The organism is Cyanobium sp. LEGE 06113 (assembly GCF_015207615.1).
The window spans coordinates 131,937-145,325 of record NZ_JADEWM010000004.1 but is presented as its reverse complement, the minus strand read 5'-3'; the positions used below and the strand labels follow the sequence as shown (position 1 = coordinate 145,325).

The window sequence follows — 13,389 nt, the reverse complement described above, 5'->3', positions numbered from 1 at the left end:
GGGGGTCAAGGCCAGATCAACAGGCCATGGCCCAGCCACCACTCCACCGCCAGCAGGGCCATGAAGCCCAGCATTGCGGCCCTGCCATTGAGCCGCTCGGTATGGGTATGGAAGCCGAAGCGGGGCAGCCTGCGCTGGGGCACCGGTGTGCCCAGGGCGGTCAGCGGCCGCTCTGCGGCGGCACCGTTGCCCCCGGCCCGAGGGCTGGTGGCACTGGCTGTGATCGGGACTGGTGTGGGCATCGGGCCATCATGGCGGGGGAAGGTGACATGCCAGGAGCCCCAGGACTCCTGGCCAGGGCTCACTCCTCACTGAGCAGCCCTTCTTCCTGCAGCCCTTCGAGGGCAGCGGGATCGGCAACCAGTTCCTCTTCGAGCCCCTCCTCCACTGCCGGCCGGGTGAAGGCAGCCGTGGTGCTGGCGGTGGCCTCCAGGCCATGGCGGCTGCGGGTGGCCTCCAGGTCTTCCTCAGAAGGGTCGTCGAGCACGGCGGTGGCAGCCGGCGGAGCGGGGGTCTCCACCGTGTAGTCCGGACGCAGATTCTGCATGCGGCGGTAGCCCATGCCGTCCTCCTCAAGGATGTCGGGATGGGGGCCGGCCTCCGACCTCAGCTCCTCTTCGAAGCCACTGAAGCCTGTGCCGGCCGGAATCAGGCGGCCGATGATCACGTTCTCCTTGAGGCCCCGCAGCCAATCGCTCTTGCCCTCGATCGCCGCCTCGGTGAGCACCCGGGTGGTCTCCTGGAAGGAGGCCGCCGAGATGAAGCTGTCGGTGTTCAGCGAGGCCTTGGTGATGCCGAGCAACACCGGGGTGAACTCCGCAGGGGCACCGCCAGTGATGGCCATGGCGCCATTCACCTGCTCAACCTGGCGCAGCTCGATCAGCTCACCGGGCAGGAAGGTGGTGTCGCCGGCATCTTCAATGCGGACCTTGCTGGTCATCTGACGGACGATCACTTCGATGTGCTTGTCGTCGATGGAGACGCCCTGACTCTTGTAGACGTTCTGCACCTCCTGCACCATGCGGAACTGGAGCTTGGAAATCGATTCCTGGGCAGCCTCCAGGGTGGGCTTGCGGCTGCGCAGATCCTCGAAGTAGCACTCCAGCAGCTCGTGGGGATTGATCGGGCCATCGGTGAGCGATTCACCGGCCTTGACCTGCTGGGAATTGCTGACCATCACAGTGCGGCCGAGCAGGATCGGGTACTCAGTGATCGCGTCATCAGACTCGATCACGGTGACGGTGATCGAGTCGTCGTCGTCACCCTGCTTGATGTCCACGGTGCCGGCCTTGCGGCAGAGCACAGCGGAATCGCGGGGGCGCCGGGCCTCCAGGAGCTCCTCGATTCGAGGCAGACCCTGCACGATATCGCCGGTCTTCTGGCGCTCGAACACCAGCAGGGCCAGACCATCGCCGCGCTGCACGAGTTCACCGTCCCGGACATGCAGCACAGAATCGGGGGACACCATGTAGGGGCGGCCCAGGCGCATGATCAGGTTGGAGCCCTCGATCGCTTCCACCTCACCACAGCAGGGGGAGGGCATGCCCTCGGCCAGCAGATCGCCATCCACCAGGCGCTGATCCACGCGAACAAGCGGGGTTGCCGAACCGAGATCAATGCTGCGGGTATCGAGGTCCCGCTCCACGATCAGGCGCCGGATCGGCTCCCCATCAATCGGAGTCGGGAGCTGAACCACACCGTCCTCCTTGCAGAGAATCTGGGTGGTGGCGACGACCTCGCCCTTCTTGACCGAGGTGCCGTCCTGCACCTGCAGGTCCGTGTGGGTGGAGCCATGGCTGGCGTCGGAGAGGGTGTCGCGCCTGACCAGGAGCGTTTCAAGGATGGTGAGTTGAAGGCGCTCGATCGTCTTGGCCCGCTTGTCCGGCAGGGCCTCCACATCCACGGTCATCTGGGGCGTGGTATCGAAGGTTTCAAGAATCAACTGCGTGCGCAGCAGCTCGACGCCCTCGACACTCTTGATCAGCTCGCCATCCTTGAAGGCCAGCCTCTGGGTGGCCTTGAGGCCCATGTACGGGCCCCCAGACTGTTTCACCGTGGTGAGCTCCGGCAGGTGAGCCGCATCGGGAATGGCGTATTCCTCCACCGGCCGCAGCAGCAGGGCGCTGCCCTCAGGGGTCTCGGCCGTTTCCACATAGACCATCGCCTCAGCCTTGAGGCCCTTGCTGATCTCTTCGCCGGGCATGACCATGCGGCCATCGGCAAACTTGCTGATCACCTTGCTGTCGGGCACCAGGTGCAGCACACCTGAGCGCACAATGATCTCCCGAAGGATGTCATTTTTCTGGGTGACCGTCACGATCCCAGCCGTCTGGCTGAAGATATCCTTGACCACCTCAGTGCCGGCTTCAATCCACTGGCCATCCTCGATCATCAACAGGGAGATGTCCTTGTTGATCTCGTGGGTTTCCTGGGGGATCCACAGCAGGGTGCCGCCCTTGCTCACCTCATAACCGTTCTTGGCACTGCGCGCCTTCTTGATCGCCAGGCCGGGGGCAAACTTGACGAGGCCACCTGTCTGGGTGCGGAAGCGGTCATCGGCGAGCTCGGCGATCACCTCGCCGTTACCGATCTTGCTGCCCGGAGCTGTGTTGAGGCGGTAGCGGTTGCCCTCCTTGCCCTCCAGGTGCCAAAGCTCACCTGAATGGGTGGATTCACCCAGGAGCTTGCAGTCCTTGAGCGTGAGGCTGGTGGTGACAATCTGAACCTCCCGGGAGCTCCGGCGCTCTCGCGCAGGCGCACGGCGCCTCCGTACTCCGAGACCAGGCGGCTCTCGGCCAGCACCTCACCGGTGGTGACGGCCTTGTTTCCTTCAACCACAGGGAGGGCGTTGGGGGGGAGGTTGTAGACATCCCCCGCAAACACCCAGAGGCGGCCCAGGCGAGTGGCCTTGTGGGTGATGTTGCCCTGGCGGTCAGTGACCTCCTTGGGCTGAATGCCATCCTCGTAGCGCACCTGGCCCGCCAGGTCGCAGATCACATCCTTCGTGGCCTTTTCAACGCTCTTCTTGACTGTGGCACCAGCCGAGATCTGGGCAAGGATGATGTCTCCAGGCACGATGTCACCGTCGGCGACAAACAGGATCGAACCGGTGGTGATGTCCAGCTTCTGGATCTTGCCCTTTCCGGTGGGCTTGAGGGTGAGCAGGAAGTCGGTCTCCGCGATCTGGGCATTCACGCCGTGGGAGGTGCGGAATGCCCTGACCCGGGACTTCGGACCGAACTCGACCGTGCCATCCACCAGGGAGCGCACCACGCCGGTTTCGGCGGTGGACACACCGCCGGTGTGGAAGGTGCGCATGGTGAGCTGGGTTCCGGGCTCACCGATCGACTGGGCCGCCACGATGCCGACGGCCTCGCCGAGATCCACCAGCTGGTTGTGGGCCAGGGCCCAGCCGTAGCACTTACGGCAGACCGAACGGGAGGCCTCACAGGTGAGGGGCGAGCGCACATTCACCGTGCGCACACCAGCGGCTTCGATCCGGCGTGAGAGAGGCATGTCGATTTCGCCATCGCGGTCGACCAGCACAACGCCAGCGGCGTCGACCACGGGCTGGGCGGCCAGGCGACCCACCAGCTTGCTGGCAAAGCGACCGCGCTCGTCAGCATCAATCGGGATGAAGCGGGTGGTGCCGCAATCGTCCTCGCGGACGATCACATCCTGGGCCACGTCCACCAGGCGCCGGGTGAGGTAGCCGGAGTCCGCCGTGCGCAGGGCGGTGTCCACCAGGCCCTTGCGGGCGCCGTAGGACGAGATCACGTACTCGGTGACCGTGAGCCCCTCACGGAAGTTGGTGCGGATCGGCAGGTCGATGATCTCCCCCTGGGGGTTGGCCATCAGGCCGCGCATGCCCACCAGCTGGCGCACCTGAGACATGTTGCCCCGGGCGCCTGAGTTGGCCATCATCCAGACGGAATTGAGTGGATCGTTCTCGTTGAAGTTGCGGCGCACAGCAGCAACGAGGCGTTCGTTGGTTTCCGTCCAGGTATCGATCACCTTGGTGTGGCGTTCCACTTCGGTGATCTCACCGAGGCGATAGCGCTCTTCGGTTTGCGTGATCTGCTCCTCGGCCTCCGCCAGCAGGGCGGCCTTGTCCCCGGGGATGCGCAGGTCGTCGACGGAGATCGACACGGCCGCCTGGGTGGCGTAGTGGAAGCCGAGATCCTTGAGATCATCCGCCATGGCGGCCGTGGCCGCCGTGCCGTGATGCTTGTAGGCCCAGGCCACCAGGTTGCGGAGCGCTTTCTTGTCGATCACGCGGTTGCGGAACAGCGGCGCCTCGCGGCTGAGGGGCGGGGTGACCACGGCAGACGTGGTGTCCACGCTTGGCTCAGCGGCTTTCTTGGACGACTTGGACTTCTTGGCGGGAGTGGCGGTCATGGGGCGGCTGGGCGCTGGTGAGAAGGCGAAACGAAGGTGGAGACGTTGGACCGGTCAGAAGCCTGTTCAGACCGCAGCCACGGCGTCGATGATGGTGTGGTTGATCACGACCCGACCCACAGTGGTGAGCAGGTAGCGGCTGATCAGGGCGCCGTCCTCATCGAAGCGGTCACGGCGGTAGTTCCACTGCTCGATGCGGGTGCCATCGCTGAGCGTGTTCTGCTCCAGCGGCGTGCTCTCCTCGTCGTCACAGTCCACATCGCCGGAGAACCGCACCCACACCCAGTGGTGCAGGCCGATGTGCTTCTCCTCAAAGGCGGCGATCACATCCTCAAGGCCGGCGAAGGTGCGGGAGCGGTCACCGAAGTCGGGCTTGCTGGCCCCAGGTTGCTCAGCACTGAGGTAGTAGGCGCCGAGCACCATGTCCTGGGAGGGGGTGATGATCGGCTCGCCTGTGGCCGGCGAGAGAATGTTGTTGCTGGCCAGCATGAGCATGCGGGCTTCCGTCTGAGCTTCAATCGCCAGGGGCACATGCACGGCCATCTGGTCGCCGTCGAAGTCAGCGTTGAAGGCGGGGCAGACGAGCGGGTGGAGCTGAATGGCTCGACCATCGACCAACTTGGGCTCGAAGGCCTGAATGCCAAGGCGGTGCAATGTCGGAGCCCGGTTGAGCATGATCGGGTGTCCCTCGATCACCTCCTGCAACACCTGCATCACCTCGTCATCGGCCCGCTGAATCAACTTCTTGGCGGCCTTGATGTTGTTGACGATGTTCTGACGAATCAGCCGGTTGATCACAAAGGGCTGAAACAGCTCAATGGCCATCTCCTTGGGGAGCCCGCACTGGTGCATTTTCAGCTTCGGGCCCACCACGATCACTGAGCGACCGGAGTAGTCGACGCGCTTGCCGAGCAGGTTCTGACGGAAACGCCCCTGCTTACCCTCAATGATGTCGCTGAGCGACTTGAGGGCCCTGTTGTTGGCGCCCACCACCGTGCGGCCGCGGCGGCCGTTGTCGATCAAGGCATCGACAGCCTCCTGCAGCATCCGCTTCTCGTTGCGGACGATGATCTCCGGCGCCAGGATCTCCTGCAGTCTGGCCAGGCGGTTGTTGCGGTTGATCACCCGGCGGTAGAGGTCGTTGAGATCGCTCGTGGCAAAACGGCCGCCATCGAGCTGCACCATGGGACGCAGATCAGGCGGGATCACCGGAATCACATCCAGCACCATCCAATCCGGACTTGCACCGGTGGCCACGAAGTTGTCGATCACCCGCAGACGCTTGATCAGTTTGGCCCGCTTCTGACCCTTGCTGGCGGCGATGTCCTCACGCAGCTGCTCGGCCGTTTCGCTCAGGTTGATGTCCTGCAGCAGGCTCTTGAGCGCCTCGGCACCGATACCGACGATGGGCTCATTCTCGATCTCGGAATCTTCGGCGTAGATTTCATCCTCAATCTCAAGCCATTCGTCTTCCGTGAGCAGCTGCTTGTAGGAGAGGGTTTTGTGGTCGCCCGGATCGAGAACCACGTAGCAGTTGAAGTAAACGATCTGCTCCACATCCCGCAGGGGCATGTCGAGCAGGATCGCCACGTAGCTGGGAATCCCCTTCAGGTACCAGACGTGGCTCACCGGGGCGGCCAGCTTGATGAAGCCCATGCGGTGACGGCGCACCCTGCTCTCGGTGACCTCCACGCCACAGCGCTCGCAGACGATGCCGCGGTGCCGCACCCGTTTGTACTTACCGCAATGGCACTCCCAGTCCTTGGACGGTCCGAAGATCTTCTCGCAGAACAGGCCGTCCATCTCCGGCTTGAGCGTGCGGTAGTTGATGGTTTCGGGCTTGGTGACCTCACCCACAACCTGACCGTTGGGCAACGTGCGCTGCCCCCACTGCATGATCCGATCCGGCGAAGCCAGCGTGATCTTGACGTAGTCGAAGTGGTTTTCGGTGCGGAGATTGCTGTTGGACATGGGGGTGACTAACGCGCGGAGATCGAAAGGGGTGGCTTCAACGGGGAGGCATCGACTGGGGAGCAGCGACACAGGGTCGATTCAGTCGTCGTCGTAATCCGCAACGCCGAGGGACTCGTAAGTGGGCCGGCTTGGCGTGCTGCGGCGGGGGTTGACGTCCTGCATCAGATCCACCTCTTCGCCCGCATCGGTGTACACAGCGATGTCGAGGCCCAGGGACTGCAGCTCGCGCATCAGCACCTTGAACGACTCCGGCGTGCCGGGGCGGGGGATGGGCTTGCCCTTGACGATGGCGTTGAGGGCCTCGTTGCGGCCCTGCATGTCGTCGGACTTGACGGTGAGCAGCTCCTGCAGGGTGTAGGCCGCGCCGTAGGCCTCCAGGGCCCAGACTTCCATCTCACCGAGGCGCTGACCACCCTGCTGGGCCTTGCCGCCCAGGGGCTGCTGGGTGACCAGGGAGTAGGGACCGGTGGAGCGGGCGTGGATCTTGTCGTCCACCAGGTGCACCAGCTTGAGAATGTGGGCATAGCCCACGGTGACCGGCTGGTCGAAAGCCTCGCCACTGCGGCCATCGATCAGCTGGATCTTGCCGGGGTTCCCAGGGTCATAGACCCAGTCCTTGCCGGGCTGGCTGGCGGCTTCCTCCAGGAAGGCCTGCACGGTTTGCTTCGATTTCTCGGCGCCGTGCATCTCATCGAAGGGCACCACCTTGACGCGGCAGTCCAGGTGGGACGAAGCCCAGCCCATCAGGCACTCGAACACCTGGCCCACATTCATCCGGCTGGGCACGCCCAGCGGATTGAGCACGATGTCGATGGGTGTGCCGTCCGGGAGATAGGGCATGTCCTCACGGGGGAGGATGCGGCTGATGATGCCCTTGTTGCCGTGGCGACCGGCCATCTTGTCGCCCACCTGAATCTTCAGGCGCTTGGCCACATACACCCGCACCACCATGTTGGCGCCCGGCGGCAGCTCGTCACCCTGTTCGCGGGTGTAGATCCGCACATCCACCACGCGGCCACGCTCTGTGCTGGGGACCCGCAGGGAGTTATCACGCACGTCGCGGGCCTTCTCGCCGAAGATGGCACGCAGGAGCTTTTCCTCAGGCGGCTGGTCGGACTCCCCCTTGGGAGTCACCTTGCCCACCAGGATGTCACCGCTTTCCACAAAGGCACCGACACGGATGATGCCCATCTCATCGAGATTACCCAGCTTTCTTCAGCCACGTTAGGGATCTCACGAGTGATCTCCTCAGGGCCGAGCTTGGTCTGCCGGGCCTCAATCTCGTACTTCTCGATATGAACGGAGGTGTAGAGATCGTCGGTGACGAGCCGCTCGCTAACGAGGATGGCGTCCTCGTAGTTGTATCCCTCCCAAGGCATGTAGGCGATCAGTACATTCTGACCCAGGGCGATTTCACCGCCTTCACAGGCCGATCCATTCGCCAGCACCTGGCCGGCGATCACCGGGTCTCCCTGGCGCACGATCGGGCGCTGGTTCAGGCAGGTGTCCTGGTTGGAGCGCTGATACTTCTGCAGGTAGTGGGTGTGGTCCAAGCCGTCTTCATCGCGGATCACGATCGCCGTGGCGTCCACATAGGTGACCGTGCCATTGACCCGGGTGATCGGCACCATGCCGGAGTCGCGGGCGACCTGGGTCTCGAGGCCCGTGCCCACCAGGGGCCGCTCCGGACGCAACAGCGGCACGGCCTGGCGCTGCATGTTGGAGCCCATCAGGGCGCGGTTGGCGTCGTCGTGCTCCAGGAAGGGGATCAGAGAGGTGGCCACGGAGATCACCTGCACCGGCGAGAGCTGCACGTAATCCACCTGCTCGGGTGGCACCTTTTCAAAATCCTGGCGGTAGCGCACGGGCACAAGGTCAGCCGTGATGCGGCCGTCGGAGTCGGTCGGCACGTCGCCGGGGGCGACGCGGCACTCGTCTTCCAGATCGGCGGAGAGGTAGATGGGGTCGCCCTGCTTGATCACGATCCCCTCCTCCACCTTCCAGAAGGGGGTCTCGATGAAGCCGTATTCGTTCACCCGGGCGTGGGTGGCGAGCGAACCGATCAGGCCGGCGTTAGGACCTTCCGGGGTTTCGATCGGGCAGATGCGGCCGTAGTGGGAGGGGTGGATGTCGCGCACGGCGAAACCGGCCCGCTCCCGGGTGAGGCCGCCAGGGCCGAGCGCGCTGATGCGGCGCTTGTGGGTGAGCTCAGCCAGGGGGTTGGTCTGATCCATGAACTGGCTCAGCTGGCTGGAGCCGAAGAACTCCTTGATCGCCGCCACCAGGGGCTTGGGGTTCACCAACTGGGCCGGGGTGAGTGACTCGGTCTCGCCGACGGTCATCCGTTCCCTGATGATCCGCTCGAGCCGGTTGAGACCCACGCGCACCTGGTTCTGCAGCAGCTCGCCCACGGAGCGGACGCGACGGTTACCCAGGTGATCGATGTCGTCGATCTCATAGCCGGGCTGGCCGAGCTGCAGGCCGATCAGGTAATCGAGAGTGGCGAGCAGCTCCTCCTTGGTGAGCACCCGCGTCTCATCCGGCACGGTGAGCCGCAGTTTCTTGTTGATCTTGTAGCGGCCGACGCGACCGAGGTCGTAGCGCTTCGCGTCGAAGAAGCGGGAATCCAGCAAGCTCTGGCCGCCACTCACTGAGGGCGGTTCACCCGGACGCAGCTTCTTGTAGAGCTCCAGCAGAGCCTGATCCTGGGAGGTGATTCCATCCACACTGGTGGCGGACTCGATCGTCTTGGAGTAGTACTCGGGGTGGCGCAGCTTGTCGAGCACGTCCACATCGGAGAGGCCCATGGCGCGCATCAGCACGTGGGCGTTGATCTTGCGGGTCTTGTCGACCCGCACATGCATCAGCTCGTGCTTATCGGTTTCGAACTTCAGCCATGCTCCCCGGTTGGGGATCACACTGGCGTTGTAGGTCTTGCGGCCGGTCTTGGGATCGGGCTCCTCCTTGAAATAGACACCCGGGGAGCGAACGATCTGATTCACGATCACACGCTCTGCACCATTGATGATGAAGGTACCGCGCTCGGTCATCAATGGCAGTTCGCCGATGAAAACTTCCTGTTCCTTGATCTCACCGGTTTCCTTGTTGACCAGTCTGCAGGTGACATACATCTGTGAAGCGAAGGTGGCATCACGCCGCTTCGCTTCCTCCACGTCGTGGCGTGGCCGCTTCAGCCGGTACTCACTGCCGATGAAGTGCAGCTCAAGCTTGCCCGTGTAATCGGTGATCGGCGAAAAGCTCTCCAGCTCTTCGATCAGGCCCTTCTCCAGGAACCATTTGAAGCTCGCCCTCTGTACCTCCACGAGATCGGGCAGGTAAGTGACGGTCTTGGCGACCTGGATCGCGCTGCTCATGCGGTGAACCTGCAGGATCGATAATTGACGAGGTGGCCTGTCGGTCCATCAGCCGGCTGATCGCTCGCGGCCGCCCACGCGAACAGCCGCTCCCCAGAGGGGAACGGCTGCCCAGGAGGAGGCATCTAACGAGATCGCATCAAGGCTGCAGACGTCGACAACAAGGAGCGCTTTCGCATCCAGGCCAATAAAGGATCATACACCGTCACCCAGAAGCCTGAACAGGGTTCGGGCATTGGCCGTGCTGGTGCGGGCCACCATGTCGAGGCTCTCGCCGCGCAGGAGCGCCACCCGCTCCGCCACAGCGGCCACATAGGACGGCTCATTGCGCTTGCCCCGGCGCGGCACCGGAGCCAGGAAGGGACAGTCTGTCTCCACCAGGTAGCGATCGGCAGGCACGGCCCGGGCGCAGGCGTGGGTGGCCTCGGCCTTGGCGAAGGTGACCACTCCGCTGAAACTGATGTAGAAACCGAGCTCGAGGAACGCCTCCATCTCCTCGGGCGTGCCGCCCCAGCAGTGCATCACCCCCCGGGGGCAGAGGCCCTCGCTGCGACGCTGACGCAGCTCGGCGAGCATCGGCTCGGCGGCATCGCGGCAGTGCACGATCACCGGCAGATCCAGCCGGCAGGCCAGGTCGAGCTGGGGACGCAGCACGGCCAGCTGCGCCTGCAGGTTCTGCTCACGGAACAGGTCCAGGCCCAGTTCGCCGATGGCCACAACCCTGGGGTCATCCACGGCCGCCTGCTCGAGCACGGCGGCGGTGTCGCTGCTCCAGTGCTCGGTATCGAGCGGGTGAACCCCCACCGAGTAACGCAACTCGGGCAGGCGATCGGCGAGGGCCCGAATCGCCGGGATTTCGGCAGGCTCCACGCAGGCATGCACCAGGGCCACCACCCCGGCCTGCCGCCAGCGCGCAATCACCTCATCGAGATCCTCGTCAAACTGGCGAAAGACGATGTGGCAATGGGAGTCGACCAGCCCGCCATGGTCCAGGGGCTCGGCTGGATGGCCAGTCTGGACAGTGGCGGCCTTCTGGACGGCAGACGGCGGCGTCATGGCGATGGGGCTTCAGGGCCGTGGGCATGCTGGCTCAGAAGCGGCCAGGCTGAAGGCTTGGCTCAGCAGCCACCCGATCCGGGCTGGAGACTCAGCTGCTGGCGGTTTCAGGCTCCACGGCCTGGCGCACCGCTGTGCTCAGGCGCGATTTCTGGTGGGCACCGGTGTTGCGATGCAGCACACCCACCTTCACGGCCTTGTCGATCTTGCTGAAGGCAGCCCGCATGGACAGCTGCACCGCCTCCTTGGCGGTGGCATCGGGACCCTGGCTGTAGGCCGTGCAAGCCGTGAAACAGCGCTTCATCAGGGTGCGCAGGGACGACTTGTAGGTGCGGTTGCGCAGCCGGTTGCGCTCGGCGATCTCGATGCGCTTCTTCGAAGACTTGTTATTGGCCACAGGCGGTGGAGGACTGGTTCAGCGATCGATGATCTTACCTCGGCGCCTTCCAGGCTCCCCCAAGGCCCCGGGCCGGGGAGCCCTGCTGTGGCCCTCTAGGTTGAGGTTCTGCCTCGCGTGACTTCCGTGGCCGCCCCCTCCACAGCGTTGCTCCTCCCCTGCCTGCGGGATCCGGCTGCCGCAGCCGAACGGCTTGAGGCCATCGCCGCGCGGACCCAGGGCGGGGCCAGCGAGCAGGCTGCAGCCCTGGTGGACGACATCCTCCAGCAGGTACGGCGCGAGGGCGATACCGCCCTGCTCCGCCTCACGGAGCGCTTTGATGGGGTGCGCCCTGATCCGCTGCGGATTCCGCCGGAGCGGCTGGCCAGCGCCTGGGAGCAGTGCCCGCCGCCCCTGCAGCAGGCCCTGGGCCTGGCCCACAGACGGATCCTGGATTTTCATCGGCGCCAGCTGCCGGCCGACCTGAGCGTCACCGGTCCCCATGGCGAAAGCCTGGGCCGGCGCTGGCGGCCGGTGCAACGCGCCGGGCTGTACGTGCCTGGCGGCCGGGCCTCCTACCCGAGCACGGTGCTGATGAACGCCGTGCCTGCCGTGGTGGCGGGGGTGGAGCGGCTGGTGATGGTCACGCCGCCTGGCCCCTGCGGTGAGCCGAACCCCACCGTGCTGGCCGCGGCCCATCTGGCCGGCATCAACGAGGTCTACCGGGTGGGCGGCGCCCAGGCGATCGCTGCCCTCGCCTACGGCACCGCATCCATTCCCCGCGTGGATGTGATCAGCGGCCCCGGCAACCTCTACGTGACCCTGGCCAAGAAGGCGGTGTACGGCCAGGTGGCGATCGATTCCCTGGCCGGGCCGAGCGAGGTGCTGGTGATCGCCGATCACACCGCCCGGGTGGAGCAGGTGGCCGCCGACCTGCTGGCCCAGGCCGAACATGACCCCCTGGCGGCCGCCATCCTGCTCACCACCAGCGAGGAGCTGGCCAGCGCGCTGCCCCAGGCTCTGGAAGCCCAGCTCCAGGGTCACCCGCGCGCCGCCATCACCCGCTCGGCCCTGCAGGACTGGGGCCTGGTGGTGATCTGCCGCGATCTCAGCAGTGCCGCCGCCCTCAGCGATCGCTTTGCCCCGGAACACCTCGAGCTGCTGGTGGAAGAGCCGCAGGCGCTGGCGGAGCAGATCCAGAACGCCGGCGCGATCTTCATGGGCCCCCACAGCCCGGAGGCGGTGGGCGACTATCTGGCCGGCCCCAACCACACCCTGCCCACTTCCGGCACGGCCCGCTTCGCCGGTGCCCTGAGCGTCGAAACGTTCCTGCGTCACACCTCGCTGATCCACTTCAACCGGGCCGCCCTCGAGGCCACGGGCCAGGCCGTGATCACCCTGGCCGAGAGTGAGGGTCTGCACAGCCACGCCGAGTCGGTGCGGCGGCGACTCGGCTGAAAGCCCCCGGGGTCGATGTGTCTGGCGGGGGCTCAGCGTTTGTCGAGATCTCGGACGCCCGGGATGTCCGCCTCGATCTGGCCCACCAGCACCTGATCGGCCAGGTTCACGAACAGGCCGTTCTCCAGCACCCCGGGAAGGTTGTTGATCTGCCGTTCCAGCCCCTCTGGATCGGCGATGCCGCCGGCAAAGCGCACATCCAGCACCAGATTGCCCTGATCCGTGACCACCGGTCCGGCCTTGCGCACGGCCATACGCAGCTGGCTGCGCCGCCCAGGGCCTGGAGCTCCGCCTGCACCTGGCGCCAGGCGCCCGGCAGCACCTCCACCGGCAACAGGAAGTCGAGGTTGAGGGTGTCCACCAGCTTGGTGCTGTCCACCACCACCACAAAGCGGTCGGCGCGGCGGGCCACCAGCTTTTCCTGCACATGGCAGGCGCCACCCCCCTTGATCAGCTGGAACGAGGGATCCACCTCATCGGCTCCGTCAATGGCCAGGTCGATGCGGCTGATGGCATTGAGGCTGGCGAGGGGGATGCCCAGCTCAGCCGCGAGCACCTCGCCCTGGAAGGAGGTGGTCACGCCGGTGATGTTGCTGAGCTCGCCGCTTTGCAGCCGCGCGCCCAGGGCCTGGATCATCAGCGCGGCCGTGGAGCCCGATCCCAGCCCCACCACCATGCCACTGCGGATCTGGTCGGTGGCCGCCAGGGCCACCGCCTGCTTCATCCGGTCCTGCAGCTCGGCCATCGGCACCA

General features: G+C 65.2%; 5 protein-coding genes and 3 pseudogenes. 1 reads left to right on the top strand and 7 read right to left on the bottom strand.

The genetic code is table 11. From position 1 onward, the window contains the following. Nucleotides 1-5: 5 nt before the first annotated feature. From IQ220_RS08555 to rpsT, 6 genes and pseudogenes are all read right to left on the bottom strand, one after another. Complete coding sequence (locus tag IQ220_RS08555; RefSeq protein ID WP_186700139.1) at nt 6-155, bottom strand: high light inducible protein; 150 nt, start codon at nt 153-155, stop codon at nt 6-8. Between the two features lie 146 nt (nt 156-301). Next, nucleotides 302-4,398: pseudogene (locus IQ220_RS08550) on the bottom strand (DNA-directed RNA polymerase subunit beta'). A 66-nt stretch (nt 4,399-4,464) separates the two neighbouring features. Next, nucleotides 4,465-6,369: a DNA-directed RNA polymerase subunit gamma gene (locus IQ220_RS08545; protein ID WP_193814344.1), complete on the bottom strand. Its 1,905-nt coding sequence runs from the start codon at nt 6,367-6,369 to the stop codon at nt 4,465-4,467. 81 nt (nt 6,370-6,450) lie between these two features. Further along, a pseudogene (gene rpoB / locus IQ220_RS08540) lies at nt 6,451-9,746 on the bottom strand (DNA-directed RNA polymerase subunit beta). Between the two features lie 195 nt (nt 9,747-9,941). Beyond that, nucleotides 9,942-10,802, bottom strand: a complete 861-nt coding sequence (locus tag IQ220_RS08535; protein WP_193914363.1) for a TatD family hydrolase — start codon at nt 10,800-10,802, stop codon at nt 9,942-9,944. A gap of 91 nt (nt 10,803-10,893) precedes the next feature. Beyond that, nucleotides 10,894-11,199, bottom strand: a complete 306-nt coding sequence (gene rpsT, locus IQ220_RS08530) for a 30S ribosomal protein S20 (RefSeq protein WP_186698677.1) — start codon at nt 11,197-11,199, stop codon at nt 10,894-10,896. 126 nt (nt 11,200-11,325) lie between these two features. On the opposite strand from rpsT, the gene hisD reads away from it, so the two are divergent. Then, the gene (gene hisD / locus IQ220_RS08525) at nt 11,326-12,636 is read left to right on the top strand and encodes a histidinol dehydrogenase (RefSeq protein ID WP_193914565.1); all 1,311 of its coding nucleotides are present in this window, start codon (nt 11,326-11,328) and stop codon (nt 12,634-12,636) included. Between the two features lie 32 nt (nt 12,637-12,668). On the opposite strand, the pseudogene rpiA reads toward hisD, so the two are convergent. Then, nucleotides 12,669-13,381: pseudogene (rpiA, locus tag IQ220_RS08520) on the bottom strand (ribose-5-phosphate isomerase RpiA). Nucleotides 13,382-13,389: the final 8 nt, after the last annotated feature.

Bases quoted from the DNA above. Each gene is read 5' to 3' on its own strand.
- IQ220_RS08545 (WP_193814344.1), bottom strand. From the start codon at position 6,369: ATGTCCAACAGCAATCTCCGCACCGAAAACCACTTCGACTACGTCAAG.
- IQ220_RS08535 (WP_193914363.1), bottom strand. From the start codon at position 10,802: ATGACGCCGCCGTCTGCCGTCCAGAAGGCCGCCACTGTCCAGACTGGC.